The organism is Streptomyces sp. A5-4, assembly GCF_051131715.1.
Taxonomy (GTDB): Bacteria; Actinomycetota; Actinomycetes; order Streptomycetales; family Streptomycetaceae; genus Streptomyces.
Genome location: NZ_CP178591.1, coordinates 548,558 through 573,785 on the forward strand (window position 1 = coordinate 548,558; position 25,228 = coordinate 573,785).

A 25,228-nucleotide genomic window follows, 5' to 3' on the forward strand; every position below is an offset into this window, starting at 1 on the left:
CGCGCCGGGCGCCGCCCGGATGCGGAACCCGCGAGGTGCGCGGACCCTGTAGATGCGGGGGCGAAGCGGCGAGGAGGAACACCCATGTCCATGATGGACAAGCTCAAGGGAATGCTGAAGGGCCACGAGGACAAGGCCGGGCAGGGCATCGACAAGGCCGGTGACTTCGCCGACGGGCGAACCCAGGGCAAGTACAGCGGCCAGGTCGACACCGCCCAGGACAAGCTCAAGGATCAGTTCGGCACCAACCCGGACCAGGACAAGCCGCCCACGCCCCCTTCCTGACCACGCGCGGGCCGAGGGCCCGGTGCGGCGGCCTTGGAGCCGCACCGCACCGGGCCCTCGCCTGTGGGCGGGCCCGGAAAGCAAGAGCCCGGAAGGCGCAGGCGCCACTTCCGGTCATTCCTGTGGGCGTCTCCGCCGGATCACCAAACGCGCTCCCCTCCCGGCGCCCCCCCGGCGCGAAGAGGGCCAGCTCAGCCCCTGTGCACCGGCCCCGCGAGCGGGCAGTGCCGAAAGGGCTCATTTACGCTCAACCTCGCGCACCCCGAGCAACTCGGTCGTTCCCCCCTGTGTCCTGCCCGGCAACACCATCCGGACACAGGGGAGTTCACATGTCGGTACGCAGAATCCGGACCGGGCTGACCGGAGCGGTGGTGGCGGCAGCGGTCGTCGCCACCGCTTTCGTGACGCCCGCCGCGGCCCGGGAGAACACGGGACACGACCGCACCCAGGAAGCGATCGAGGCCGCGGTGAAGGCCGGAGTGCCCGGGGTGGTGGCCCAGGCCCGGGACGAGGACGGCAGTTGGACCGGGACCGCCGGAGTGGCGAACCTGAACACCGGGCGGGAGCGGGAGGCACCGGACCGCTACCGCGTCGGTTCGATCACCAAGACCTTCGTCGCCACCGTCCTGTTGCAGCTCCAGGCCGAGGGCAGACTCGACCTAGACGACACCGTGGACCGGTGGCTGCCCGGCGTCATACGCGGCAACGGCAACGACGGCCGCCGGATCACCGTCCGTCAACTCCTCAACCACACCAGCGGGATATACAGCTACACCGAGGACCCCGACTTCGTGAAGAGCGTCTTCGGCGACGGCTTCTTCGAGCACCGCTACGACACTTGGACACCTCGGCAACTGGTGCGGACGGCGATGCGGCACAAGCCCGACTTCGCCCCCGGCACGAGCTGGAAATACTCCAACACCAACTTCACCGTCGCCGGAATGGTCATCAAGGAGGTGACGGGCCGCTCGTACGGGAAGGAGATCGAGCGGCGCATCATCAAGCCGCTCGGGCTGCGGGCGACCACCGTCCCCGGTACCGACGCGCGGATGCCCGGACCGAGCGGGCGGGCCTATTCGACACTGTCCATCGACCCGAACGCCAAGGTCCACGACGTCACCGAACTGAACCCGTCCGCCGCCGGGGCGGCCGGCGAGATGATCTCCAACTCCTCCGACCTGCAGCGCTTCTACCGTGCGCTGCTCAAGGGCAGGCTCCTTCCCGAGCGCCAGCTCAAGGAGATGATGACCACGGTGGCCCTCGGTGACGAGATGCCCGAGGGCGGGTACGGGCTGGGGCTGATGCAGCTCAAGCTGAAGTGCGGCAAGGAGGTGTGGGGTCACGGCGGTGGCATCCATGGCTCGTCGTCGGAGGCGCTCGTCACCCGGGACGCCGACCACTCCCTCGCCTTCAACTTCAACGGCGACTGGTCCGGTGACTCCGGAGCGGTGGTCGAGGCCGAGTTCTGCGATTAACCAACGCTCACGCACAACCGCCGTCGGCCGCGACCACGCGTCCGACGGCGGCACGGCGCGAGGCCCGCCCCTTCCCGTCTCCGCCCGGCGCTCCTCTACGGTGGGCCCATGACCGACACCTGGGAGCCCACCGCCACCGGCGTCCTACAGCTTCCCTCCGGCCGCCTGGTCAGGGGACGCGCACTCCGCCGGCCACTGCCGCCCGGACCGACGCCCGGGTTCGCCGTCCATCTGCTGGGCAAGCGTCCCCCGGAAGTCCCCTGGGAGACGCGGTGGTTGCGCTGGCCCGACTTCCGACTGCCCAGCAGCCACACCGAGGCCCGCGCCGTACTCGGTGAGGCATGGGAGCGCTCCGGGTCCGCACGCGTCGAGATCGCCTGCGGCGGTGGCCGTGGACGCACCGGCACGGCCCTTGCCTGCGTCGCGGTGCTCGACGGCGTACCGGCCGACCATGCGGTCGACTTCGTACGCCTCAACTACGACACACGCGCCGTCGAGACCCCCTGGCAGCGCCGCTTCGTACTGCGCTTCGCCCAGTTGTAGCGCTCCCCCGGTTCTCAGCGCGATTGCCTGTCGTCGCCCGGCAGCAGCACGACCACCAGGGCCACACCCGCGACTACGAAGTTTCGGGCGGCGGCGTCGAGTCCGTTCCACGTCTCCGACTGCCACATGGCGAACCACTCGCCGCCGATGGCGATGAACCCCGCGCCGAACAGCAGCAGGACCATGAGCAGGCCGTACGTCCCCAGCCGCCTGGCGCGCCCCGGGTCGCCCCCGCGCAGGGCCCCCACCCAGTGGCCGGCCGCCACGATCAGCACGAGTGCGGTGACCGTCTCCCACACGATGACGGCGATGTACGCGATGTCCTGCACCATGGTCGATTCGATGGACCGCCACATCAGGTCCTCGTCCTTGAACGTGGTGTCCATGGCCAGGACGTGCCGTACGAACTCCTGGTTGGTACCGAAGTCGGTGATGTTGCCGAAGGCGACGAGCGCCATGTAGAGCGCGACCGTGGCGACGAGCGCGGTGGCGGCGACGGCGAGTGGCTGCGTCACGCGTGAGTTTCTGACAGTCATGCGCCCAAGTGTCCTGGATTCATTGCCCGTTCCAACAGTTCCGGCCGGCCCTGTCGAGACCGGTCCGCGCAGGCAGGGCCCTACCGGGAGTGATCTGTCCACGTCATACTCCGGGGGCCGATGACCGACCGAGGGGACACGTACATGAGCATGGACCGCCGGAGCTTTCTCGTGGGTGCGGGTGCCATGGCCCTTTCCGCGACCGCACTGCTCGGAGCACCGGGCGCGCTCGCGGCGCCACGGCTCCTCTCCGTGCGGGACTGGATGGCGGGCATCGGTGACGCCACCCCCTTGCAGCGACTGACGATCCCCGGTACCCACGACTCGGGCGCGCGCGTCGGAGGCCCCTGGGTGGCCTGTCAGAACACGTCCGTGGCCGAGCAGTTGAACAGCGGTGTCCGCTTCCTGGATGTACGCTGCCGGGCCACCGGCGACTCCTTCGCCATCCACCACGGCGCGTACTATCAGAACCTGATGTTCGGCGATGTCCTCATCGCCTGCCAGGACTTCCTGCGGGCCCGCCCTTCGGAGACGGTCCTGATGCGCGTCAAGCAGGAGTACTCGGAGGTGGCCGACGCGGAGTTCCGCCGGGTCTTCGACCTCTACCTCGACCAGAAGGGCTGGCGACCGCTGTTCCGGATCGACTCCGGCCTGCCGACACTGAGTCAGGCCAGGGGGAAGGTCGTTCTGCTCGCCGACAACGGCGGGCTGCCCGGTGTCCGGTACGGCGACTCGGCCCTCTTCGACGTCCAGGACGACTACATGGCCGAGCCCGGCGCCAAGTACCCCAAGATCGAGACACAGTTCCGCCGGGCCGCCCAGCAGCCCGGGAAGCTGTTCCTCAACTACGCGAGTACATCGGCGCTGTTGCCGCCCCGCTGGAACTCCGACCGGCTCAACCCCAGGGTGCACAGCTTCATCGACGGGTCGGAGGCCGCGGGATGGACGGGGCTCGGAGTGGTGCCGATGGACTTCCCCAACACCCGCTCGGGCCTGGTGGAGTCCCTGCTCCGGCACAACCCCGGCCCTGGCATCGGCCGCCGTCCGGCGGCGTGACCCGGCTCCCGGCCGCATCGCCCCTCGGTCAGAACGGCCGGTCGCCGGAGATGGCGACGCGCTCGGCGACCCGGCGGTGCGGACCGTAGTCGTTGACCGCGTAGTGCTGGGTGGCGCGGTTGTCCCAGAAGGCGATGTCGCCCGCCTGCCAGTGGAACCGCACCTGGAACTCGGGCACATGGGCCTGCTGGAACAGCAGCCGGAGCACCCGGTCGCTCTCCGCCTGCTCGAACCCGACGATCCGGGTGGTGAAGGAGGCGTTGACGAACAACATCCGACGCCCCGTCTCCGGGTGGCGTCGCACCACGGGATGCTCGACCGGCGGGAACAGGTCCTGGAACGTGGCGAGTTGAGCGGTCGGCAAGAAGCGGGCGAAGCCCGGGAGGAAATCGTGGACGGCGCGGGCGCCGTCGATGCGGTCCTTCACCTCCTGCGGCAGATTGTCGTACGCCGCCGCCATGTCGGCCCACATCGTGTCGCCACCCACCGGCGGCACCTCACGCAGCTGAAGCACAGCGCCCATCGCGGGACGCTCGCGGAACGTCACGTCGGTGTGCCAGACGTTCTCGAAGGTGGGCACCGCGGTGCGGTCGAAGCGGACCACGTCCGGGGAGTCACCGGAGGCGAGCAGCGGATTGGTCTCCAGCTCGCCCCAGTTGCCGGCGAAGGCGCGCTGCGCGTCGGAGGACAGGTGCTGCCCCCGGAAGAACAGCACCTTCCACTCCAGCAGGGCGCGATTGATCTCCTCGCGCACGGCGGCGGGCTGCGGCTCCGACAGGTCCAGGCCCCGGATCTCGGCGCCGATGGTGCGTCCCTGCGGGACCACCTCGAAGAGTTCGTAGGGACGGTCCTGCGCCCCCTCCGGGAGGCGGCGCAGCTCACGCGGACCTTCGTAGAGACCGTCGGCGGGGATGCGGTGGTCCCGCAGGGCGACGGGGGCGGAGACAGAAATGGCGGATGCTGCGGACGTGATGGTCATGGGTCTCCTCTGGAAAGCGGGCCGACGGCAGATGTGCGGGGGCGCGCGAAGAAGGCGAAGAGTTACGACGTCGAAGAGGCAGCGGGGCCCGGCGTTGGTGCGGGGCGGCGGTGCTCAGCGACAGGAACGGAGCGGCGGGGATCCCACCCGGCCGCGGCGGCGCAGGAAGCTGTGACCGCGGGGGGCGCACTCACCGCGGGGACCGCTGTGGCGGAGCTCCCCTGCGCGGTGGTTCTCGTACGTCGTTCCCATGTCAGGCACCGTACCTCAGTCGAGCCGGGGCTTCGTTCGGTGCGGAGCGCCGGTGTCACCGCCGCAGGCGATCACGAAGTCGTACGGTAAGCACCGTAATGCTACGCCTTAGCATGATTCCGGAACTCGGGTGAAGTGATGTGCTGGAGCGCGACGGCCGACCTCGTGGCGGGCGCGGGCATCGCCGGGGTAGGGGTGGCCTGTGTGGCGCGGCTGCGTCGGGTGCGCGACCTTCCGCTGGCCGCGCTGCCGCTGCTCCTCGGCGTCCACCAGCTGGTCGAGGCCGTCGTCTGGCGCTCCGGCGGCGGCGCGGGCCCCGCGACCACGGCCTGGGCCGTCATCGCCCTGCCGCTGCTGGCGTGGTGGGTGCCGCTGGGCGTCCTGACGGCCGCGCCCGCGCGCCGCCGGCGCCGTCTGCCGGCCCCGGCGGCGGTCGGGCTGGTCACCGGGGCAGTGCTCACGTACTGCCTCATCGGCCGGCCGGTCTCGGCGGAAGTGCGGGGCCACACCATGGGCTACGTCCTCGATCTGCCGAACGCTCCCCTGCTCATCGCGGGCTACCTCCTCGCCACCGTGGGCTCCCTGTTGCTCGCCGGCGATCCGCTGCTGCGGCTGCTCGGCGCGCTGACCGCGGCCGGGGCGGTGGTGTGCGCGCTGCTGTGGCGGCTGGAGTTCGTCTCCACCTGGTGCGCGGTGGCCGCGGTGTCCTCCGTCGTCCTGCTGGTGTGGGTGCGGCGCCGGCCGGAGGACCGCCAAGCCCGTCCCGCGTGAGGAACCTCCCCGCCGACAGGGCAACTCCCCGGCAGCAGGGGGGCCGCTGCCGGGGAGATCGGCCGGACACCCCTAGTTGAACGGGTCGAGCGAGATGAGTGCCTGCTGCGGATTGCCGTCGTGCACCAGTGACTCGTGCGCGCCGACGTCGTCGAAGGCGAAGCCGTACGCCTTGCCGTCGACCATCTGCTGGTGAATCTTCCGGGCGTAATGGTTGGTCACCACGTCCTGGTAGAAGTTGGCGCTGCTCGCGTCGGGCTGGTTGGGGTTGGTCAGAAGCGTGGAGCGGTTGAATCCCGCGCACAGAGTGCGTGAAATGGGGCCGCGCACCAGGTCGTTGGGCGCGTCCAGCCGCTTGTAGCAGCCGAAGATGCTGTCCGCGTCGGGCCGCTGGAACGAGGTGACGACCGCTCCGGAGCCGTTGGTGAAGTTCATGACGTTCCCTGAGACCCTGCCGAAGTACTTGGTGTTCGGCTGGTTCGCGAAGGGCGTCACGGTCAGGGTCGAGGAGCTGTACCTGCTCCACACGCGGTTGATGTAGTCGTCCATGACCGAGGTGGGCAGGGCGCCGGACTCGATGCCGTGACCGGGGGCGAGCGCGCGCAGCACAGTGCCGTCGGGGCGCGTCTGAATCAGACCGCCCCAGCCGCCCGGCTGACCCCTGAGGGCGGAGAAGAACGCGTTGTAGCCGCCCGGCTTGAGGCGCCCCGTGGTCTTCACGGCTCCACCGACCGGCCTGACACCGACCGAGTACGGCGCGGAGAACATGTCGACCTGTGTGCTGTTCAGCCACAGCCCGGAGTCATTGAGGGTGTACTCCGACCAGTTGAACAGGATGTTCCTGTTCGGGTCGGACGGGTTCTGCACCGCCGGCTGCACGAGGCCGCCGGTGGTCACCTTGAACACCAGCTTCTGACCGTACGAGAAGTAGACCCGGCCGGAGAATTTCGGCATCTGGATCGTCCTGGTCTGGCCGTTGGCCGGTCCGGCGATCGAGGCGTCGGGCGCCGGCGTGGGCGGATTGCCACCGGCGGGCCAGGGGTGGAACGTTCCGTTCGCGTCGGCCCAGCCCTGCCGGCCCGTGGAAAGCTGCGTCCCCAGGTTGTAGATGTAGATCGGGTCACTGCGGCCGGAGTTGTTGGTGATCTGGAGCGGGACGGTCGCGGGGACAGCTTGGGCGGGGGCCGCGGCGGCGACAGCCGTGAACCCTGCGGCAAAGAGCACAGCCGCCACGAACGATCTCAGTGTTTTCCATCTGGCAAGCACGTTCTTCCTCCTCGAGGCAATTCCCGTTGGAGCAGAGTGCGAAGTACCGGCGCCGCACGCGAGCCAGTCGCGTTCGGTGGTCGCGTGGGGCGGGGGGAGGTACTCCAGAGCTCCCTTGAGAGCGCTCTCAGAGTTGCGCGGTGAGCGTAGCATGTCAATCGTCTAGACCAACTTGGCCGAGTGCGCCCTCAATGCGGCGGGGCGCGGCCGGTCTTACGGTGGAGGGACAGCACAGCCTCCGTACGGATGGCGGGAGCCAGTGATGGCCGGCGAGATCTCCTTCTTCGAACTGGGCGTCGGCGACGCCGAACAGGCCCGCACATTCTACGCGGGCCTGTTCGGCTGGGCCTTCGATCCGGGCCCGTCCGACGGCGGCGGGTTCGCGATCCGGACCCCCACGGTCCCCGGCGGCCTGCACGGCGGGGACGCGGGGGCGAACCCGTACCTGTTCTTCAAGGTCGACGACATGAGGACCGCGGTCGAACGGGTCCGCGAGCTCGGCGGGACGGTCGACATCGACCTGGGCGGCGACGAGGCGTCGGTCGCCCGGTTCGGCCGCTTCCAGCTCTGCCACGACGACCAGGGCTCCGCCTTCGGCCTGCACCAGCCCCCGACGGACGCCCCCTAGCTAGGGCTCCCGCGGGGCGGGGCCGGGGTTCACGGCGTGGCCCTTGGCGAACGTGTAGTGGAACGTGCCGCCGTCCTGCGCGCTCCGGCGCAGGTCGGCGACGCCCCGGTCCCAGCCCGCCACGTCGGTGAATCCCGCGGCCAGTGCGTCGTCCCGGACGGCTTCGATCATCGCGATGAAGGTGTTGCGGGTGAAGCCCTCGACCAGGGCCGGCCGGGTCGAGTCGGCGTAGACAGTACGGGCCCGGACGGCGACGTCGTCGTAGCCGGCGGCGGTCAGCAGCGGATGCAGCTGCCGCCCGACCAGCGCGTTGCCACCGGCTGCCGCCTGGAGCGCTATCTGGTGACCGATCACGGCCCGCGCGTCGGCGCTGTCGGGGTGGAAGAACGCCGACCCGTGATCTCCCTCGATCACGGTGACGGTGCCCCCCGGCCTCAGCACGCGCCGCAGCGAGATCAACGCGCGCCGGGGGTCGGGCAGGTGCTCCAGCACGAAGCAGATGAACAGGTGGTCGAAGGACCCATCGGCGTAGGGCAGTTGGAGCAAGTCGGCCTGCCGCCACGTCACTTGCTCCCGGCGCGGGTGGTCACGGAAGCGGGCGCGTGCCTCGGCGAGGGACACCGCGGAGGCATCGATCGCGGTGATGTGGGCCCCGGGACTGGACTCGACGAGGTGCGAAGTCTGGGCCCCCACCCCGCAGCCCACCTCAAGCACCCGGCTTCCGGCGGGGTACGCGGTGCCGGCGTGCAACAGCGCCGCCAGCGTGGATGCCTGGTCGCCCAACCGTCGCGCCTCGTGGGCCGAGTACCCATGTACGTACCCGCCGACGACCGGGGCCGGGAAAGCGTCGTCTGTGTCCGGGGCGAGGTCGTGCACCGCTTGGCGGCCGTCGGCGGGTGATCTTGTCGCTCTGTCCATGCCTCCACCATGGCGCCACAATGGTCCGATGTACAGGTCCAAAGAATCTACTATCGACCGGTCCATAACACCGGCCCCGGGAACGGACTTTCTCCAACTGACCGTTGACGACGCTCCGGCGGGCGAGCTGTCCGCCTGGCTGGCCCGCCGCCTGCGGCTCGCCATCTCCGACGGCCGCCTTCCGGTGGGAAGCAGCCTCCCCGCCACCCGCACGCTCGCGGCGGAGCTGCGGGTGTCACGCGGCGTGGTCACCGAGGCGTACCGGCGCCTGACCGAGGACGGCCACATCACCGGGCGCGGCCGGGCAGGGACGACCGTCGTCGCCGCGCCCGTAACGACGCCGACACCGCGCCCGTCACGCGCACCTCACGCACCCGGGTCACCGCAGGCCACGCCGTTCACCCGAGAGCCGGGATCGGACGTCTTCGACGCCGTGCGGGCGGCGCCGGCCAGGATCGATCTGAGCCCCGGCGTCCCCGACCTGGCCTCGTTCCCGCGCGCCGCATGGCTGCGCGCGGAACGCTCCGTCCTCAGCAGCGCGTCGGCGCCCGAGTTGGGCTACGGAGACCCCCGCGGGGCGCCCGCGCTGCGACTGGCCGTCGCGAACTGGCTGGCCCGCAACCGCGGCGTCATGGTGCACCCGGATCAGGTACTCGTCGTCGCCGGCACCGCGCAGACGTTGGGCCTGCTCGCCCAGGTGCTCCGGCAGGAGGGCATCTCGGAGGTGGCGGTCGAGGATCCCGGGTCGCTGGGTGCCCGCCAGCACCTCCAGCACTGGCAGCTGCGGACCCCTCCCGTCGCGGTCGACTCCCGGGGGATCAGCGTCGATGAGCTGCATGCGTGCGGCGCCCCGGCCGTCCTGGTGACGCCCGCCCACCAGTTCCCCACCGGCGTGGTGCTCGACGGCGAGAGGCGCAGGGAGCTGATGCGCTGGGCCGCCGGGGGCGGGCTCGTCATCGAGGACGACTACGACGCCGAGCACCGCTACGACCGGCCGCCGGTCGCCGCCCTGCGCTCGCTGCTCGCCGAGCGAGTCTGCTACGCCGGGAGCATCTCCAAGCTCCTCGCCCCTGCCCTCAGGGTGGGTTGGGTGGTCGCTCCCCCGAGGTATCACCGGGCTCTCGTCGAGGCCAAGAGGTTCACCGACCTCGGCAACGCCGTGCTGCCGCAACTGGCCCTGGCACGGCTGATGGAATCGGGCGAGATGGAACGCAGGCTGCGTCACATGCGCAGACGCCACCGCATGCGCCGCGACGTGATGATGAAGGCGATCGAGGAGCACCTGCCCGGCGCGGCTGTGCGGGGCGCCGCGGCGGGCCTGCATCTGACGATCACCTTTGACGCGACGTTCGCCGACACCGACCTCGCGACGGCCGTGCTCGGGCGCGGCGTCAAGGTGCAACCGCTGTCGTGGCACTGCCGTCGCCCGTACGCTCCCGGGCTCGTCCTGGGTTACGCCGCGAGCGCCCCGACCGACATCGCCGATGGCATCGCCACCATCGGCGCCGCGCTGCAGGACCTCTGAGGCGATACGGCGATTCCACGACTGAACGCTCGTCGGATTGTCCGCGCGGCTCTAGCGCATTCGTGGCGGCCGAGCGGGGCCGGAGCCGGTCGGATACGCCCAGATCGACGACTTTGCCGGAGATCCGTTACCGCGAGTCCGTTTCCGCGTTGAAGGACCGTGAAGGCCGCAAGCTCTGCGGCCGACTTTTCATCGTATAAGGAGAACTGATGTCGCGTATCGCGAAGGCAGCCGTCGTCATCGCCGGCACTGGTGCCATCATGGCCGGTGGAGCCGGTATGGCTACCGCTGACGCCGAAGCGCAGGGTGTTGCCGCACACTCACCCGGTGTCCTTTCGGGCAACCTCGTCCAGGTGCCCATCCACATCCCGGTCAACGTCTGTGGCAACACCGTCAACGTGATCGGCCTGCTCAACCCCGCGTTCGGCAACACCTGTGTGAACAGCTCGAGCCACGACAAGCACTACGACAAGCACCACGACGGCTACGGCGGCTGATCCTCCCACCGCACAAGTACTGCGGCCTCCCTCACACGCCCGGGGGGGGCCGCAGTGCTGTGCGGTGCCGCGGGTCCGGAGCGGCAAGCCGTACCATCGCTAGACGTACCGGTAGTACCTCCTGTGGTCGAGCAGTTGCGCGGGGGTCACGTCCCACGGCGGCATCGGTTCCTGGAGGCTGAAGACTCTCCCCTGCTGCTCGTCGGAATCCGGCAGCTTCTTGCGCGGCAGATATCCGGCGCGTGGGTGCGCCTTCTGCCAGCGCGTCCAGAGCAGGTCCATGAAGGAGTGGTGGAACCAGAAGACCGGATCGTTGGGCGAGGTGGCGCCCAACATCTGGCCTCCGACCCAGCGGTGGACCCGGTTGTGGTTGAGCCATTTGTCGGCTCCCCCGGCTCCCCACCCCTCGATCTTGTTGCGGAACCCCCTGGCCACGGTGCTGTCCCACGGGGCCGCGTCATAGACGGGATCGCTCAGCGCCTTGGCCACGTCCCTCTTCGTGGGCAGCTTGACCGGGTTGGCGGGCCTGCCGAAGTTTCGGGTGAGGAATTTTCCGTCGGTGACCCGTGAGTTGATTTTCCACTGCCCGCGGGCGTAGGCGAACGGCCCTGTCATCACCTGCCGGTCGCCGGACCTGCCGTTGCCCCCGAGGAAGTCCTTCGCCCACAGCGACGCGGCGGGAGTGTTGTCCGTCGTCCAGTCCCAGTAGGGAACCGACACCGACGAGTCGACGGCCCGCAGGGCCCGCTCGAACTCCAGGAGGAACCTGCGGTGCCACGGGAAGAAGGAGGGGGTCATGTGCCCAACCCTCGGCCCGTCCTCGCCGTCGGAGACGTAGTACTGACCGTGCATGGAGACGAAGTCGTCGTACCGCCCTGAGCGCTTGACTTCCAGGAACGCGTTGACCAGGCGCTTCTTCTCCGTACTGGTCAGGTTGCGCTGATTCTTTCGCGTGTACACCGGTGCTGGCCCTCCTGGCTCAGATTCTGTGCGGAGGAGACTTCGACAGCTGGGCGGACCCCAGCTCGTCGACTGCGGCGCGGGCCACGTCCAGCAGCGTCGGAAACGACTCGTAGTGGTTCACCAGGCTCAGATAGCTGCCGTCCGCGCGCCTCATGAGGTGCAGCGGCCGGCCGTCGATGAGCACTTCGACGGCCGGGTCGGCCACGGCGGTCATGGCCTCACCGGGCCGTCCGGAGCCTTGGGCCCTGCCGGAGGTTCTTGTGGCCACCGCGTTCTTTCCCGCGACCGCACTTCTGTCGGTCCACTGGATGTGCCTGCCGCGGTACATCTCGGTGGAGCGCTCCGACTGCCCCTCAGGGCCGCTGTTCGCCGGTGCGCCCGGCCGGGGGCCCCTGCTGAGGATCGGCGCCAGCACCCCGGCGGTACCCGCGATCACACCCACGGCGAAGGCCGCGCGCAGCACGACGCGGCGAGTCAACCGGCCCCCTCGCGCGAGTGTGGCGCTGGTTCTGGTGATCCGGCCCATGACGTACGTCCCTCCCGTTGGTCCGCTCTCCCGACACGTTCGTGTCTCGATATTGACAACGAGGCGACAAGGAAACGGTTCTCGTCCGGGGGGGGCGGGCAGGTGTCTGCACCATGTCGCCGAGGTCCGCGAAACGACGCAGCCCGACACCTGGCTGGCATCGGGCTGCACCGTTGGGAAGGCTCACTCCCATGCGACAACAAGGTTAACGATCATGGCGGCACTTCGTCACGCTCTCCTCATCCGGTATTTGAATTCCATCTGTCACCCGGGTGGCCCTGATTGAGCCCCGCCGCGTCGCCAATGGCCTACTGACGAGCACTCAGGCAGCCCCTTAATAGGACTTTCCACCTACTGTCGGAATCGTCGGTACGAACAACAGACAAGGAGGGTCCCATGCCCCTACGGCGCCTTATCACCGGCACCTGCATCGGGACAGTCGTCGCCGGTCTCCTCGTCGCCGGTGGCAGCAGTGCTTCCGGAGACGAGACGTCAGGTCCCACGCCGACGGGGACGGACACTCCAACTCCGGCCGTTCCGAGCCCCGCAGTCCCGACCCCCGCCGCGCCGACTCCGCCGGCGACGATTCCACCCGCGAAGTCCTCCGTCGCCGTCGGCGCCTATCTGCACTACGGGTCCGCCGGCGTGCAGCGAATGACCGAGCTGTCGCGCTGGCTGGGCGGTACGGAACTGAAGGTCGGTCATACCTACCTGCCGGGCGACCTCTGGGTGAACATCGAGGGCCGGCCGGAGTTCCTGCGTCCCTGGGCGAACTGGCGACGTGGCGCGGACGACCGGATGCTCGTGCTCAATGTGCCCATGCTGGAGCGGAACGAGGACCATGTCTCCGACGCCGAGGTCCGCCGTATGCTGCGGTCCGGTGCGCAGGGCGCGTTCGACCACCACTTCCGGAAGCTGGCCGCGAACCTGGTCGATGCCGGTGCGTCGGACACGGTGGTCGTCCTCGGCTGGGAGATGAACGGCACCACGTATACGCACCGCTGCGGTCCCGATCCGGAATCCTGGAAAACGTACTGGAAGCGCATCGTCACCACGATGCGTTCCGTTCCCGGTCAGAAATTCCGCTTCGACTTCGCCCCGAACCGCGGCCGGGACGCGGTCCCGTGGACGGAGTGCTATCCCGGTGACGATGTCGTCGACATCGTCGGAATGGACTCGTACGACCAGCCTCCCGGCGGGACGTTCGACGACCAGGTGAACGCCGAGTACGGCCTGCAGAAGCAGGTCGACTTCGCGGCCGCCCACAACAAGGCGATCTCGTATCCGGAGTGGGGCCTCTTCAGGAACGGCGACAATCCCGAGTACATGCGCCGCATGCTCGACTGGATCGCCCAGCACAAGCCGCTCTACCAGACCATCACGGACTACTGTCCGCACGGTGTCTGGCAGTGCGACGAGAACCCGAAGTCGTCCCAGGTGTTCCGCTCGAAGCTGTTCGCGCAACCGGCGCCCGTCGAGCCCGTACCGGTCCCGACTCCGGCCGTTCCCACACCGGCGGTTCCCACACCACCGGTCCCGACGCCGAAACCGACCGAGCCGACTCCCGTACCCAACTCCGACGAGTGGTGCGTGCCCATGGACCTGGGTGACTGGGTCAACCAGTGGGTGGCGGACACCAAGATCTGCACGAAGTACCGCTGGCCGAAGAGCTGGCAGTTCTAGAGTTCCGGCGGGCGGTCCGGGGCGTGTGTGTCAGCGCCTCGTACCGTCCGCCCGCAGGCTGTTCAGCCGTTCACGCCACTCACGCACGACGGGAAAGCGGCCGTTCACGGTCGCGGCGGCCCAGTCCCGGGCCGTCACCTGCGACTCACGCAGACGCAGCAGCGGCTCCAGATCGCGCCGGGACAGCAACAACCGTTGGTTGGTGACCGTCTCCGGGCGCCAGTGGCTCTTGTACGACTCCGAGCCCCGCAGCAGACTCAGAACGCTGCGGCCCGTGCTGGTGGCCAGGTGCGCGTCGTGGCGCAGCAGCATCGTCGCCACGTCCACCTTCTTGTCCCGCAGAGCCGGATGGGCACCGTACAGGTAGCCGCCGGTCAAATGCCCCGAGTGGAGGGTCATCTTCGCGGCCACCACCTCGCCGTCCAGCCGGAACTCCGTGACCGCGGCCTCGCCGTCGCGCACCATGCGCCGGGTGGCACGCACCAGGTGCTGCGCGAAGCGCGGCTTGAGGTGCTCGACGTTGACGCCGCGGCCCTGCCACTGCAGCTCGTGCAGTCGCAGCAGACGCCCGACCGCGTCCGGCACTTCGTGCTCGGCGACCACGCGGTCCTCGATCTTCAGCGCGTCGATCTTGCGCAGCTTGGCCCGCACGCGCTGGGCCCGGCTCGTCGACATGCGCTTGACGAGGTCTTCGATGGGCTCGGCGGGAAGCTCCATGCAGGTCGAGTCGGTGAGCCGGCACCGGGGCCCGGCCCACATGTCGTACAGCTGCTCGACGGCCGCCCCGGGGCGTACTTCCCGCAGGTCGATCACCGCGTGCCGGGCGGCGCGGTCAAGTCCACGTTCCAGTGCGACGACGGCGTTCTTCGCGTCCTCGTCGTCGACAAGGACGTCGAAGAAGTCGGAGATCCCGCCTCCCATGGGCACCAGCAGCGGCATCGGGCGGTGCGCGAGCATCAGGGGCGCCGCGCCGATCAGACGCCCGTCACGGCGGGCCAGCACGACCCGGAGGCGCCTGTTCCCGCCGTACGACAGCCACCACGAGTGGAGCCAGGCGTGGCTCTGGAAGGGGGTGGAGGCGGCGCAGCGGCGGTGGAGTCCGTCCCACTCCTCGCGCAGCTCGGCGAACCGGCGCGGGTCGCGGCACAGCGTGACGGCGAGGCCCCGCTGCTCCCCGCCCATCACACCCGCTCCCGCTCTGCGGTGGCGGACCCGGCCGCGTGGGCAGGGGCCGGCACCGAGGTCGACGGGGTCCACTGATGACGCCGGGGGCGCACGAGGAGCACAAGACCGCCGATGAGACCCCCCGCGCAGGCACCCACGGCCACGCTGATCGGGACGGACGGCGAGACCTGCTGGGTCGGTGTGATGGCCTGGGAGAAGTGCAGGAGCTTGACGCCGGTGTTCTTCGACACCCCGTTGCTGCTCACGAAGACGGCGTCGGCGACGGCATTGGCGATGTCCGCCGCCTGGCTCGGCCTGGTGGAGGTGCCGGTGATCGCGATCATCGGTGAGTCGGGGGAGGTCTCCGTCTTGACGTGGGTGCGCAGGGTCTGCGTCGGGATTCCGGCGGCCACGCGCGCGTACGCGAGGGTGGAGTCACTGGTGGCGATCCGGCCGTAGGCCTGGGCGTAGCCGAGAGCGGCGCCCGGGTCGCCGTCCTTGACGGGGGCGGCGACGACGTAGCTGGTGGCGGTGTACTCGGGCGCCGTGAGCATGGCGTACGAGCCCGCGCACAGGGTGCCGAGGAGCGCGCAGGCCGGGAGGGGCCACCAGACGGGCAGCGGGGTGATCTTCGCGACGAGCCGACTGATGCGTCCGTGGTCTGCGGGCCGCTGTTCGGGCTTCTCGGTCATGAGCGTCATCTCCTGGTGGAAGGGGTGGTGGCGAGGGCGTGCGTGTAGACGTCCATGAGGCGTTCGCCGCAGCGCGCGATGTCGTAGTGGCTGACGGCGGGGGGCGCGGGCAGCCGGGGTGCGCCGTCCGCCATCCGGCGGCGCAGCGCAGCCGTCAGTTCGGCGGGACCTGGGCCGATGCGCCGGGCGCCGGGGGCGCGGTCGGCGGGCAGGTCGTCGATGGCCGGGCACGTGGTGTGCAGTACGGGGAGTCCCGCGGCCAGTGCCTCGACGACCGCGAGCCCGAAGGCCTCCTCGCGGGACGTCGAGACGAAGGTGTCCATGGCGCACAGCAGCGCGGGGATGCCGGGCGGGCCGCTGCGGGCCGGGGCGTTCACGGCGTCGCACTCGCCGAGGAACCGGATGCGGTCCGCGGCTCCCAGCCGGACGGCGAGCGCCCGCAGTGAGCCTGCCTCGGGCCCGTCGCCCGCCAGCAGGAGCCGGGCGCCCGGCAGCGCCGCGACGGCGCGGATCAGCACGTCGAAGCGTTTGCCGGGGACGAGCCGCCCCACTCCGCCCACCACGAACGCGCCCTCGGGCAGCCCCAGTCGGGCGCGGGTCGTGAGGCGGTCGCCATGGTCGAAACGGAATCGTCCGGCGTCGATGCCATTGGGTACGACGTGGATGCGTGCGGCCGGGACGCCCCAGTCGCGCAGTCGGCCGGCGACGGTGGTGGAGACGGCGACGGTCGCAGCCCCGAGCCGTTCGGTCCGTAGGTACAGCGCGCGGGTCCCCCGGGTCAGCGGGCGTCCTTCGATCTCCGCCTGCCCCAGGGAGTGTTCGGTGGCGACGGTGGCCCGGGTCCCGGCCAGCCGTGCGGCGATCCGCCCGTAGACGCAGGCACGGTACAGGTGGGTGTGGACCAGGTCGTACTGGCCCTGGCGGATGAGCCGGGTGAGCCTGGGCAGCGCCTTGAGGTCCCGGTTGCCGCGCATGTCCAGATGGGTGACGTGCACCCCGTCCGCGCGCAGTCCGTCGGCCACGGCGCCCGGGTTGGTCAGCGTCACGACGTCGCAGGGCACCGGCAGATGGCGCAGCAGCAGCCGCAGTTGCTGCTCCGCTCCGCCGACGCCGAGCCCGGTGATGATGTGCAGCGCCTTCACCGGCCGTCGCCGACCGGGGCTGGAGCGGCCGGCATGTCGGCGGGGGCGAAGGCGGTGCGGGGCGCGAAAGCGGGGCGCAGGCGCTTCGCCCAGAGCCGGGCGCCCCGGTCGGCGTGGCTGATGTGCGTACGGGCGAGCGCGTACGGCCCGGCCAGGGGGCCGGGGGCGATGGCGCAGCCGTAGGCAAATCCCGCGTCGCGTACCGCGTCGACCGCGCGCCGGTCGACGGTGCCGTACGGGTAGCAGAATCCCTCGGGGGCCTCGCCGGTGATGTCGTGGATCAACTCCCGGCTGCGGCGCGTCTCCTGGCGCAGTACGTCGTCGGAGGCCTCGGTCAGGTCCTGGTGGACGAGCCCGTGCGAGCCGACCTGCATTCCGGCGTCGGCGACGGCCCGGATGCCGTCCTCCGTCAGCAGCGGCTTGCGCGGGCCGAGCGGGTCCCATGCGTTGGAGCCGTCGAGCCTGCCGGGCAGCACGAAGACGGTCGCGGTGCACTCGTGCCGGCGCAGTGCCGGCAGCGCTTCGTCGAGGAAGTCGGTGTACCCGTCGTCGAAGGTGAGCCCCACCAGGCCCTTGGAGCGGCCGGCCGTGTGGGCGCGCAGGAGTGTGCCGATGTCGACGCCGGTGAGCCCGCGTCCGCGCAGCCAGCGCAGTTGCTGGTCCAGCCGGCCGGGGGCGACGGTGATGCCGTACGGGTCGTCCGTCGGGTCGGCCACCGAGTGGTACATGAGGATCCACGGCTGGGCGGAGTGCGGGGAGAGCCGTCGCAGTGCGGGCAGTCGGGTGGTGCGGGTCGGCGTGTCAGCGGCCATGGGAGAACCTCTGTCGGGTGAGGGCCAGCAGATGAACGATCTCCGGCGCTCTGACTGCGAGTCCGGTGAGAACGAAAGCGGTGAGGACGAGGACGCAGCCGACGGCCACGCTCAGCAGGGGGTCGGCCACCAGCGGTCCGGCGGCCCAGCCCACCGCGCCCGCCACCGCGGCGGCGGCCGTGAGCCGGCCGAGCGAGAGCGCGACCGCGCGCACGTCGATGGAGATGACCCGTGAGCCGAGACCGCTGAGGAGGAGCACCGCCGTGGTGCTGATGCCGACGGCGTTGCCCGCGGCGATCCCGTAGACGCCCCAGTGGGCGACGGTGGCTGCGACGGCCGCGGTGGTGACCACGAGTCCGGCGGCCATGGCGGCGGCCGGGTACCAGGGGGGCCGGGCCGTGGAGAAGAACGGCCTGCCCAGCGCTCCGACGAGACAGTGGCCGAGGAGCCCGGTCGCGTAGACCCGCATGACGGTGGCGGTGGTCTCGGTGTCCCGCGCGTCGAACGCGCCTCGCTGGAAGAGGACTTCGATGATCTGCGGGGCGTACCCGAACACCATGGCGGTGCCGAACAGGACGACCATGCCGGCCAGTGCCAGGTCACGTTCGACCCGGTGGCGGGCCCGGTCCCGGTCTCCGTCGGCCATCGCCTGGGCGATCACCGGGAAGGTCACCGTGCAGATCATCAACGACAGCACCATCGGCATCTGCGCGACTTTCTGCGCGTAGTTCAGATGCGAGATGGCTCCGGCCGGCAGGTCGGAGGCGAAGAACCGCTCGACCAGGATCTGCGACTGCCGGGTGACCGCGAAAAGAATGACGGGCGCCAGGACCGCGAGGCCCAGGTGAGTGGTGCCCGCGGTCCGCCGCAGACCGGGCAGCCGGAGCCCGCGCGACCTGGGCTTCAGCCGCACCGAGGTCACCAGCCGCGCGAACGTGGGCAGTTGGACGAGGATCATGAGCAGACTGCCGACCGCCACCCCGGCGGCGGCGGCCCGTACCCCCCACAGCGAGTGCAGGGTGAGCATGGTGGCGATGATGCCGACGTTGTACGCGACATAGACGCCGGCGGGCGGCAGGAAACTGCGGTGAGCGCGCAGCGCCGCGCTGAAGTAGCCGGTGATACCGAAGGTGAGGACGGTCACCGCGGTCAGACGGGTGCAGTCGGCGGCCAACCGCGGGTCGCTGAAGCCGGGTGCGAGGATCCGTACGACCCAGGGCGCACCCAGCATCAGCAGCCCGGCGACGCCGGCCAGCAGGATGAAGAGCCGGGGGAAGGTCGCGGTGACCAGGGCCCGGACCGGGTCCGGGCCGAGGGCGCGGTCGTGCGGCAGGGCGGTGGCACGCCGGCTGAGGGCGAGGCTGAAAGCGGGGACCAGCAGCAGCGCCATGGCGTCCTCGATGAGCAGCGTGGACGCCATCTCCGGCACGGTCCAGGCGATCAGGAAGGCGTCGCTGTCGACGCTCGCGCCGAACAGCTGGGCGATGGCCTGGTCGCGTACGAGCCCGAGCAGCGCCCCGACCGCCGTCAGCCCGGCGGTGACCGCGGCGGCGCGGGCCAGGAACCGGCCGAGCTTCGGTGGCTCGCCGCCGGCGGTCGCGGTCGGCGGGGCGATGGCGGGGCGCAGGGGCCCGGCCGGGCCCGCGGTGGTAAGGCTCCGGGGTCCGGCCTGGTCCGCGCTGGTGTCCGTACTGGCGTTGTTCACGCGGCGATCGCCTCGTCCTGCCGCGCGAGCGCCCACCACGCGGCCAGGCCGAGCACGACTCCGGCGAGCACCGTCGAGGGGCCGCCGATGTCGGCGTACAGGAAGTCGACGGTCTGCCAGGTCATCAGCCCGACCGCGGCCAGGCCGCAGTCGGCAGCCGCCCGGCGTCTCTTGCGGGCGAGGACCAGCCTGCGTACCGCGCCCACCAGGACCGCCGCCCAGCTGCCGACGAACGCGGTGACGCCGATCAGCCCCTGTTCGCTGAGTACCAGCAGGTACATGTTGTGCGGCGACAGGAGGGGCTGTTTCTGGAAGGCCTGGCCGGCGCCCGCCGTGTCGCTGCCCGAGGAGAGTCCGATCGACGCGTGGCCGTCACGGTGGGCGGGGAAGCCCTTGAGGCCGACGCCGGTGGCGGGTCGCTCGCGCCACATGCTCGCCGCCGCGGCCCACATCGTGTACCGGTCGTTGACGGACTGGTCGGGAGCCTCGGTCACGTCGGTGATGCTGGTGAGCCGCTGCGAGATCATCTCGGAGCCGACACCGAAGCCGCCGACCAGCACGACCGCCGCGGCGGTCACCACGGTCAGGGCGCGCAGCGCCTGCCGCCACCCGGCGAGCAGGACCATGGCGACGGCCGCGACCACGGTGGCGATCCACGCGCCCCGGCTGAAGGACAGCGCGAGCGGTACGACCAGCGCCGCGCCCGCCGCGAGCGCGCACGGCCGCAGCCATCGGGGCGCGTCCCGGGGGGTGCACAGCGCGAGCGCGACGGCGGCGAGCAGTCCGTACGCGACGACGGTGGCCATGCCCATGACGTCCGTGGGCCCGAAGGTGCCCACCGCCCGGATGTCCTCACCCATGTACGAAGCGCCGGTGCCGGTGGCGTACTGGTAGACCCCCATGGCGCCCTGGACCAGGGCCAATGCAACCAGGCAGCCCATGATGACCCTGAAGTCCCGGGCGTCACGGATCAGGAGCACGACGGCAACCGGGACCAGCACGAAGACCTGGAGGTAGCGGACGAAGCCCGGGAGGCTCGCCACCGGGTCGGCCGCGGTGACCGTCGCCACGGCGAAGCCCACCGCGGGGATGCCCAGGACCACGACGGCGGTGGGGGTCAGCGGCCGAAGCCGGCTGCGCAGGGCGCGCCCCACACAGAACGCCACCAAGACGCCGGACGCGATGTCGGCGGGGCTGACGCTGCTCGCTGATCCGGCGAGCTCGGCCTGGATGGGCGCGGCCAGCAGGAGCACGGTCACGATCAGCGGCAGCAGCGGGCCCCAACGGGCCGCCTGCCGCCGGAGGCTTGGGTGCGACGCGGCCCGCGAGGCGGGCGCGTCGGTCCACGTGGCTGTCATCCTCAGCTGCCTCCGAGCCGGAACAGGGAAGCGGCGGTGCGCGCCAGGATGCACACGTCCTGCCAGAGCGACCAGGTCTCGATGTAGTGGTTGTCGAAGCGCGCACGGTCCTCGATCGAGGTGTCGCCGCGCAGCCCGTTCACCTGGGCCAGCCCGGTGATACCGACGGGCATCCGGTGGCGGGCCTGGTAGCCGGGGTGCATGGTGCGGAACTTCGCCACGAAGTAGGGGCGTTCGGGCCGGGGACCGACCAGGCTCATGTCGCCGCGCAGCACGTTCCACAGCTGCGGCAGCTCGTCGAGGGAGGTTCGGCGCAGCAGCCTGCCGATGCCGCTCATCCGCTGGTCGAGCGCGACACTCCAGCGCACGTCGGACTCGTGCTCGGTGGCCGGCCGGACCGTGCGAAACTTCAGCAGGACGAAGGGCCGGCCGTGCAGGCCGATGCGCTCCTGCCGGAAGATGACGCCGGGGCCGTCGAGGACGCGTACGGCGAGTGCGCAGACGCCCATCACGGGCGCCGCGGCGAGTACGGCGACGGCGGCCAGCGAGGCGTCCATCACCCGCTTGCCCGCGCGCGCCACCGGCCGATGCGCACCGCCGCTCAGCGGGCGTACGGCGAATCCCCACAGGTGGTCGGGGTCCGTGGTCCGGGGGGACGCGACGGTGCCGGCCACGGCGCCGTCCACCAGCCACAGTCGGCAGCCGTGTTCGGCGAGCAGACCGACGAGGGCGGCCGTCTCGGGGGACGATTCGGGCGGGTGGGTGAAGACGGCGTGGCGCACGGCGTTCTGCCTGACCGCGCGGGTGACGTCCTCCGGGGTGGTGAGGACGGGCAGCGGCGCGGTGCCCGCCGACGCGCTCTCCGCAGGCTGGTTGTGCGCGGGGTCGACGCGGCCGACCGGCCGCAGTCCGTACTCGGCGCGCTCGTACAGCGCGGACGAGATGTGCCGAGCGAGAGGCTCCCGGCCGACGACGAGGGCCGACTGCGGATGTCTGACGGCGGACCAGCGCCATGTCCGGTAGACCACGGCCCGCCCGGCGCAGCCGAGCAGTGTTTGCGCGGCGACCAGGACGGCCAGGGTCTGCCAGCCGATGTCGTAGCGGGCGTCGTACGTCCTGAGGGCCTCCGCGGTGGCGAACCACTGAATGCCGAGGAGGCCGAGCAGCGTGGGAAGTTCGGCGAGCGCGGACGGGGACAGCCGCGGCCGGTAGAGGCCTCGGTAGGTGTGCAGCGACAACTGCACACCCACGAGCAGGATGAACGCTGCCGTCGGCCAGGGCAGTTCCGGCACCAGGAGCAGCGCCGAGGCCAGGGCGAACCCGTCGACGGTGAGCAGACCCGCCACGGAGCCGTGCTGGTGAATACTTCGCCGGGCGAGAGGGGCGGTACGACGGCCCGCGGATCTCCGCGGCGGATGGATCAAGAGCGCCGTGCCCTGCGCGGCGGTTGCCTGAGCGGCGGGCTGGGGCGCGTGCGCACTCTCCATGGTCATCGCTGAGCGCACTTCCTCGTCATGGGTCGGGGCAAGCTGAGGAGTTCCTGGTAAACGCCGGAGACTGCCGCGGCGGTGTCGCGCACGTCGAAGGCCGACCGGGTGTGGGTCTGAGCCTGTCGGCCCAGGTCCCGGCGCAGTTTCGGGTCGGTCAGCAGCGTGCTGAGTGCCGACGCGAGCGCCGGCGGGTCCTCGGGCGGTACGAGGCACTGGGTTTCGTGGCCGGGGGGCAGGCTCTCCCTGGCCCCGCTGACGTCGGACATCACGACGGGCCTGCCGCAGGCCATGGCTTCGAGCGGAGCCAGGGCCATGCCTTCCCAGCGGGAGGGGAGTACGACGACGTCCGCCGCGTGGAACCAGGGCCGGGTGTCCCCGCTCGCGCCGGCGAACAGCACGCCCGGCGGGGCGAGGCCCCTCAGCCGCTCCTGGTCCGGCCCGTCGCCGACCAGGACCAGCCGGGCGCCGGTGACGGCTGCGGCCACCTGTTGCCAGGCCCGCAGCAGGACGTCCTGTCCCTTCTGGCGGCACAGCCGGCCGACGCAGACCACCAGCGGTGCGCCCGGGGGCACCTCGGACAGCAGGGGCAGGGAGGCTCGGGCCGGTGCGCGGCTCGTGCCGTCGTCGGGAGGGAAGTGGCCGAGGTCGATACCGTTGCGGATCACCGACCAGCGGGCGGCGATACCGGCCTCCTCCCCCGCCCGGCGTTCGGCCTCGCTGACGCACAGGGTCCGGTCGCTCCAACGTGCCCCGTACCGCTCCCACTTCCGCGCCATCGCCGCGGCGCGCCCCTCGACGGCGTCGAAGGACCAGGCGTGCGGCTGGAAGACCGTGGGGACGCGACCGCGCACGGCGAGCCGGCCGGCGAGCCCGGCCTTGGCGCTGTGCGCGTGCACGACATGCGCTCCGCTCTCGCGAATCAGCCTGGCGGCGGTCAGGACCTCCCGGGCCAGCCGGGGTCCGGCGCCCCGCTCGGCGGACCAGGTGTGCACCCGTGCTCCGGCTTCGGTGGCCAGTGACACCAACTCGCCCTCGGGCGGGCAGGCCACGAAGGTCCGCAGACCTTCAGCGACCTGTGCCCGGACGAGGTCGGTCACCACGCGTGCGACTCCGCCCTCCACCGGCTGAACCAGGTGGAAAACCGTCAGTTGGCTCTTCCCGGTCCAGCTTCTCTGCAGCACATGCGGCTCTCTTCGTATGTGGAGGTTCGAACCGACCCGGCCGAGTAACGCCGGAAGGGAATTCAGCGGCATTCTGCCCGCACCGCGAGTACACCGGAAAACAGCTGCGGCTTTCGACCCGGAACCGGGCCGCGCGGGTCGACTTCGGGAAGTCCGAGCGGCACTCCGGCCGATACCCGCAGGTCCGAGGATGCTGCGCTGCGAAGTGAAGTGACCGTGGGCACAAGAGGGAACGGCACTCCCGGGACGCCTCGCGCAGCGAAGCCCGTCGACTTCGACATGTCTGGCTCTCCATGTTTGATCAAGCAATAAAACAGGAGTGAACCTTCTCAGAAAGCCAGTCAGAAATCACGTCGGACTCGCCCGTACGGTCATCTGAATTCCGATACACCTCGAATGCACTACCGAATAGAGGGTTCCCTATTTCCGGCGCCGATTCGAGTACGGCTCATCGGATTGTCATGCATATGCTTTTCGGAACGGGCCGAGGTCCCGGGCGGACAGACGGACGGCCCGCCGGACTGTTGTCCGGCGGGCCGCCTCGCTCGCTGCTGGGTCAGGTCAGGCGCATCTCCCGGCGGGCCGGGTGCGCGTCACCACCTCGCTGGAGCCGGTGGTCGCGTCGATCCACAGCACCTGACTGCCGGCCGCCGCGGCGGCCGAGAGCTGTTCGCCCCGGTTGCAGGAAACCCGGCCCTTGCGTGTGCTGTCGTCCTTGAGTGAGCCGGTCGCAGAGAACTGCCAGAGCTTGGCGAGCGATTCATTGCGGTACTCCGGGTCGAGCGTCCGCGCCCCGATGGTCACCGCCTCCTGCGAGACGGTCAGGTCAATGACGTTGAGCGCGTCCGGGCCGGTCTCCGGGCTGAGGTCCACCACACCCGATCCGTCGAAGCCCGCGCGGCGCAGGGCCGTGCTGCCGTTGCCGTCCTCCTCGTCGAGCAGCCAGAAGACGTTCTTGCCGTTGACGGCCGTCGGGCCCAGGCTCGCGCCTTCGGCGGCGAACTGGACCACCGTGTCCTCGCCGGTGGCGACATCCACGACGCGGGTGCTGTACTCGTAGACGGGGGCGCGCACCCGCCGCATGTCCTGGTAGACGAACTTGCCGTTGCTCAGCGATGGGAAGGACGACCGGTGGTAGGTGCCGCCGCCGATCCGGACCACGTTCGCCGGGTCCTTGAGGCTGAGATAGGCAACGCCTCTTCTGCCGCCGTGGTTGTAGTAGTCGAAGGCCACGGTGTCGCCGTCGCCGCCTCGGCGGGCTGCCCCGAAACGACGAGTGCGGCGGCGCCGATCAGCGCCACCGCACCTGTGACTTTGCTCCATCGTGCTCTGGGTGCCCCCGGTCTTGCCGTGCGCGTTCTGAACTGACGCACCGTCTCCCCATCCCCTCACCGGCCTCGCCGACGGCGGAACACTGTCGGCAAGGGCCATGGAAGCCAGGATGTGACTGCTCATCAATGGGGCGGTGGTCTCGACCGTTGACTTTCAACCCCGGTGAGCCGGGGGCTTCGAGGAGGGTGCGCCGGTCGTGGGCCGCGCTACCGCGAGGGGCAAGTCGGCGCCCGCGGTCAGTGGGCGGAGCCTCCGTACTCGGCGTGCTGGGCATGTTGCGCGTACTGGTCGTCGTCCGCGGACGAGCACGCCGGGAACGACACCCGGCGTCTGCACTCGGCGGCCTCGGCCATGATCTCGTCGAACTCCTGGTCGGTCATCTCGAATCAGTCCCTTGCGCGACGGGCTCACTGGGTCACGATGGCCCCGGTGGCAGCGCTGGTGCCGAA

At 70.6% G+C, this 25,228-nt stretch carries 25 protein-coding genes; 9 read left to right on the forward strand and 16 right to left on the reverse strand.

Features of this window, described 5'->3' with window-relative positions; all coding sequences use genetic code 11:
* Positions 1-84 precede the first annotated feature (84 nt).
* The 3 genes from ACLLJJ_RS02610 (at position 85) to ACLLJJ_RS02620 (ending at position 2,303) form a co-directional block, all read left to right on the forward strand.
* Positions 85-285, forward strand: coding sequence for an antitoxin (locus ACLLJJ_RS02610; RefSeq protein ID WP_434587617.1), 201 nt, complete (start codon positions 85-87; stop codon positions 283-285).
* Positions 286-614: 329 nt separating this feature from the next.
* Entirely contained in the window at positions 615-1,760 is a 1,146-nt protein-coding gene (locus ACLLJJ_RS02615; protein ID WP_434587618.1) for a serine hydrolase domain-containing protein, read from the forward strand.
* Positions 1,761-1,868: 108 nt separating this feature from the next.
* On the forward strand, positions 1,869-2,303 hold the full coding sequence (locus tag ACLLJJ_RS02620) for a phosphatase domain-containing protein (protein WP_434587619.1): 435 nt from the start codon (positions 1,869-1,871) through the stop codon (positions 2,301-2,303).
* Positions 2,304-2,317: 14 nt separating this feature from the next.
* Here ACLLJJ_RS02620 and ACLLJJ_RS02625 read toward each other — a convergent pair whose 3' ends face one another.
* Positions 2,318-2,839, reverse strand: coding sequence for a DUF2165 domain-containing protein (locus ACLLJJ_RS02625; RefSeq protein WP_434587620.1), 522 nt, complete (start codon positions 2,837-2,839; stop codon positions 2,318-2,320).
* A gap of 144 nt (positions 2,840-2,983) precedes the next feature.
* Here ACLLJJ_RS02625 and ACLLJJ_RS02630 point away from each other — a divergent pair, with 144 nt between their 5' ends.
* On the forward strand, positions 2,984-3,895 hold the full coding sequence (locus tag ACLLJJ_RS02630; RefSeq protein ID WP_434587621.1) for a phosphatidylinositol-specific phospholipase C: 912 nt from the start codon (positions 2,984-2,986) through the stop codon (positions 3,893-3,895).
* 28 nt (positions 3,896-3,923) lie between these two features.
* Here the strand turns inward: ACLLJJ_RS02630 and ACLLJJ_RS02635 are convergent, their stop codons facing one another.
* Positions 3,924-4,874 (reverse strand): TauD/TfdA dioxygenase family protein, encoded by a 951-nt coding sequence (locus ACLLJJ_RS02635; protein WP_434587622.1) that lies wholly within the window; start codon positions 4,872-4,874, stop codon positions 3,924-3,926.
* 390 nt (positions 4,875-5,264) lie between these two features.
* On the opposite strand from ACLLJJ_RS02635, the gene ACLLJJ_RS02640 reads away from it, so the two are divergent.
* Complete coding sequence (locus ACLLJJ_RS02640) at positions 5,265-5,897, forward strand: DUF6629 family protein (RefSeq protein ID WP_434587623.1); 633 nt, start codon at positions 5,265-5,267, stop codon at positions 5,895-5,897.
* A gap of 72 nt (positions 5,898-5,969) precedes the next feature.
* Here the strand turns inward: ACLLJJ_RS02640 and ACLLJJ_RS02645 are convergent, their stop codons facing one another.
* Positions 5,970-7,163, reverse strand: a complete 1,194-nt coding sequence (locus tag ACLLJJ_RS02645; RefSeq protein ID WP_434587624.1) for a glycoside hydrolase family 64 protein — start codon at positions 7,161-7,163, stop codon at positions 5,970-5,972.
* A 262-nt stretch (positions 7,164-7,425) separates the two neighbouring features.
* Between ACLLJJ_RS02645 and ACLLJJ_RS02650 the strand changes: the two genes are divergently transcribed.
* Entirely contained in the window at positions 7,426-7,791 is a 366-nt protein-coding gene (locus ACLLJJ_RS02650; RefSeq protein ID WP_434587625.1) for a VOC family protein, read from the forward strand.
* On the opposite strand, the gene ACLLJJ_RS02655 is transcribed toward ACLLJJ_RS02650, so the two are convergent.
* Positions 7,792-8,709 carry a methyltransferase domain-containing protein gene (locus ACLLJJ_RS02655; protein WP_434587626.1) on the reverse strand — a complete coding sequence of 306 codons (918 nt, stop codon included), beginning with the start codon at positions 8,707-8,709 and terminating at the stop codon, positions 7,792-7,794.
* Between the two features lie 28 nt (positions 8,710-8,737).
* Here ACLLJJ_RS02655 and ACLLJJ_RS02660 point away from each other — a divergent pair, with 28 nt between their 5' ends.
* Both ACLLJJ_RS02660 and ACLLJJ_RS02665 read left to right on the forward strand, forming a co-directional pair.
* Positions 8,738-10,234, forward strand: a complete 1,497-nt coding sequence (locus tag ACLLJJ_RS02660) for a PLP-dependent aminotransferase family protein (protein ID WP_434587627.1) — start codon at positions 8,738-8,740, stop codon at positions 10,232-10,234.
* 209 nt (positions 10,235-10,443) lie between these two features.
* Positions 10,444-10,731 carry a chaplin gene (locus tag ACLLJJ_RS02665; RefSeq protein WP_434587628.1) on the forward strand — a complete coding sequence of 96 codons (288 nt, stop codon included), beginning with the start codon at positions 10,444-10,446 and terminating at the stop codon, positions 10,729-10,731.
* 99 nt (positions 10,732-10,830) lie between these two features.
* On the opposite strand, the gene ACLLJJ_RS02670 is transcribed toward ACLLJJ_RS02665, so the two are convergent.
* Both ACLLJJ_RS02670 and ACLLJJ_RS02675 read right to left on the reverse strand, forming a co-directional pair.
* Complete coding sequence (locus tag ACLLJJ_RS02670) at positions 10,831-11,691, reverse strand: tyrosinase family protein (protein WP_434587629.1); 861 nt, start codon at positions 11,689-11,691, stop codon at positions 10,831-10,833.
* Positions 11,692-11,710: 19 nt separating this feature from the next.
* Complete coding sequence (locus ACLLJJ_RS02675; protein ID WP_434587630.1) at positions 11,711-12,172, reverse strand: tyrosinase family oxidase copper chaperone; 462 nt, start codon at positions 12,170-12,172, stop codon at positions 11,711-11,713.
* 444 nt (positions 12,173-12,616) lie between these two features.
* On the opposite strand from ACLLJJ_RS02675, the gene ACLLJJ_RS02680 reads away from it, so the two are divergent.
* Positions 12,617-13,903 carry a glycoside hydrolase family 26 protein gene (locus ACLLJJ_RS02680; RefSeq protein ID WP_434587631.1) on the forward strand — a complete coding sequence of 429 codons (1,287 nt, stop codon included), beginning with the start codon at positions 12,617-12,619 and terminating at the stop codon, positions 13,901-13,903.
* Between the two features lie 30 nt (positions 13,904-13,933).
* Here ACLLJJ_RS02680 and ACLLJJ_RS02685 read toward each other — a convergent pair whose 3' ends face one another.
* The 10 genes from ACLLJJ_RS02685 to ACLLJJ_RS02730 all read right to left on the reverse strand — a co-directional run bounded on the left by ACLLJJ_RS02685 (position 13,934) and on the right by ACLLJJ_RS02730 (position 25,159).
* The gene (locus ACLLJJ_RS02685) at positions 13,934-15,085 is read right to left on the reverse strand and encodes a GNAT family N-acetyltransferase (RefSeq protein ID WP_434587632.1); all 1,152 of its coding nucleotides are present in this window, start codon (positions 15,083-15,085) and stop codon (positions 13,934-13,936) included.
* Positions 15,085-15,759: a YveK family protein gene (locus ACLLJJ_RS02690; RefSeq protein WP_434587633.1), complete on the reverse strand. Its 675-nt coding sequence runs from the start codon at positions 15,757-15,759 to the stop codon at positions 15,085-15,087. Before ACLLJJ_RS02690 ends, ACLLJJ_RS02685 begins: the two co-directional genes overlap by 1 nt.
* Before the next feature lie 5 nt (positions 15,760-15,764).
* Positions 15,765-16,901 carry a glycosyltransferase gene (locus tag ACLLJJ_RS02695; protein ID WP_434587634.1) on the reverse strand — a complete coding sequence of 379 codons (1,137 nt, stop codon included), beginning with the start codon at positions 16,899-16,901 and terminating at the stop codon, positions 15,765-15,767.
* Positions 16,898-17,713, reverse strand: coding sequence for a polysaccharide deacetylase family protein (locus ACLLJJ_RS02700; protein ID WP_434587635.1), 816 nt, complete (start codon positions 17,711-17,713; stop codon positions 16,898-16,900). Before ACLLJJ_RS02700 ends, ACLLJJ_RS02695 begins: the two co-directional genes overlap by 4 nt.
* Positions 17,703-19,418 carry a murein biosynthesis integral membrane protein MurJ gene (gene murJ, locus ACLLJJ_RS02705; RefSeq protein ID WP_434587636.1) on the reverse strand — a complete coding sequence of 572 codons (1,716 nt, stop codon included), beginning with the start codon at positions 19,416-19,418 and terminating at the stop codon, positions 17,703-17,705. Before murJ ends, ACLLJJ_RS02700 begins: the two co-directional genes overlap by 11 nt.
* Positions 19,415-20,776: an O-antigen ligase family protein gene (locus tag ACLLJJ_RS02710; RefSeq protein WP_434587637.1), complete on the reverse strand. Its 1,362-nt coding sequence runs from the start codon at positions 20,774-20,776 to the stop codon at positions 19,415-19,417. The genes murJ and ACLLJJ_RS02710 overlap by 4 nt, the downstream gene beginning before the upstream one ends.
* Positions 20,777-20,778: 2 nt before the next feature.
* Entirely contained in the window at positions 20,779-22,269 is a 1,491-nt protein-coding gene (locus ACLLJJ_RS02715) for a sugar transferase (RefSeq protein WP_434587638.1), read from the reverse strand.
* Positions 22,266-23,447 (reverse strand): glycosyltransferase family 4 protein, encoded by a 1,182-nt coding sequence (locus ACLLJJ_RS02720; protein ID WP_434587639.1) that lies wholly within the window; start codon positions 23,445-23,447, stop codon positions 22,266-22,268. Before ACLLJJ_RS02720 ends, ACLLJJ_RS02715 begins: the two co-directional genes overlap by 4 nt.
* 561 nt (positions 23,448-24,008) lie before the next feature.
* The gene (locus ACLLJJ_RS02725; protein WP_434587640.1) at positions 24,009-24,770 is read right to left on the reverse strand and encodes a hypothetical protein; all 762 of its coding nucleotides are present in this window, start codon (positions 24,768-24,770) and stop codon (positions 24,009-24,011) included.
* 245 nt (positions 24,771-25,015) lie between these two features.
* Positions 25,016-25,159 carry a hypothetical protein gene (locus ACLLJJ_RS02730; RefSeq protein ID WP_434587641.1) on the reverse strand — a complete coding sequence of 48 codons (144 nt, stop codon included), beginning with the start codon at positions 25,157-25,159 and terminating at the stop codon, positions 25,016-25,018.
* Between the last annotated feature and the right edge of the window lie 69 nt (positions 25,160-25,228).

Bases quoted from the DNA above. Each gene is read 5' to 3' on its own strand.
- ACLLJJ_RS02610 (WP_434587617.1), top strand. From the start codon at position 85: ATGTCCATGATGGACAAGCTCAAGGGAATGCTGAAGGGCCACGAGGAC.
- ACLLJJ_RS02615 (WP_434587618.1), top strand. From the start codon at position 615: ATGTCGGTACGCAGAATCCGGACCGGGCTGACCGGAGCGGTGGTGGCG.
- ACLLJJ_RS02620 (WP_434587619.1), top strand. From the start codon at position 1,869: ATGACCGACACCTGGGAGCCCACCGCCACCGGCGTCCTACAGCTTCCC.
- ACLLJJ_RS02625 (WP_434587620.1), bottom strand. From the start codon at position 2,839: ATGACTGTCAGAAACTCACGCGTGACGCAGCCACTCGCCGTCGCCGCC.
- ACLLJJ_RS02630 (WP_434587621.1), top strand. From the start codon at position 2,984: ATGAGCATGGACCGCCGGAGCTTTCTCGTGGGTGCGGGTGCCATGGCC.
- ACLLJJ_RS02635 (WP_434587622.1), bottom strand. From the start codon at position 4,874: ATGACCATCACGTCCGCAGCATCCGCCATTTCTGTCTCCGCCCCCGTC.
- ACLLJJ_RS02640 (WP_434587623.1), top strand. From the start codon at position 5,265: ATGTGCTGGAGCGCGACGGCCGACCTCGTGGCGGGCGCGGGCATCGCC.
- ACLLJJ_RS02650 (WP_434587625.1), top strand. From the start codon at position 7,426: ATGGCCGGCGAGATCTCCTTCTTCGAACTGGGCGTCGGCGACGCCGAA.
- ACLLJJ_RS02655 (WP_434587626.1), bottom strand. From the start codon at position 8,709: ATGGACAGAGCGACAAGATCACCCGCCGACGGCCGCCAAGCGGTGCAC.
- ACLLJJ_RS02660 (WP_434587627.1), top strand. From the start codon at position 8,738: ATGTACAGGTCCAAAGAATCTACTATCGACCGGTCCATAACACCGGCC.
- ACLLJJ_RS02665 (WP_434587628.1), top strand. From the start codon at position 10,444: ATGTCGCGTATCGCGAAGGCAGCCGTCGTCATCGCCGGCACTGGTGCC.
- ACLLJJ_RS02680 (WP_434587631.1), top strand. From the start codon at position 12,617: ATGCCCCTACGGCGCCTTATCACCGGCACCTGCATCGGGACAGTCGTC.
- ACLLJJ_RS02685 (WP_434587632.1), bottom strand. From the start codon at position 15,085: ATGGGCGGGGAGCAGCGGGGCCTCGCCGTCACGCTGTGCCGCGACCCG.
- ACLLJJ_RS02690 (WP_434587633.1), bottom strand. From the start codon at position 15,759: ATGACCGAGAAGCCCGAACAGCGGCCCGCAGACCACGGACGCATCAGT.
- ACLLJJ_RS02700 (WP_434587635.1), bottom strand. From the start codon at position 17,713: ATGGCCGCTGACACGCCGACCCGCACCACCCGACTGCCCGCACTGCGA.
- ACLLJJ_RS02710 (WP_434587637.1), bottom strand. From the start codon at position 20,776: ATGACAGCCACGTGGACCGACGCGCCCGCCTCGCGGGCCGCGTCGCAC.
- ACLLJJ_RS02715 (WP_434587638.1), bottom strand. From the start codon at position 22,269: ATGACCATGGAGAGTGCGCACGCGCCCCAGCCCGCCGCTCAGGCAACC.
- ACLLJJ_RS02725 (WP_434587640.1), bottom strand. From the start codon at position 24,770: ATGGAGCAAAGTCACAGGTGCGGTGGCGCTGATCGGCGCCGCCGCACT.
- ACLLJJ_RS02730 (WP_434587641.1), bottom strand. From the start codon at position 25,159: ATGACCGACCAGGAGTTCGACGAGATCATGGCCGAGGCCGCCGAGTGC.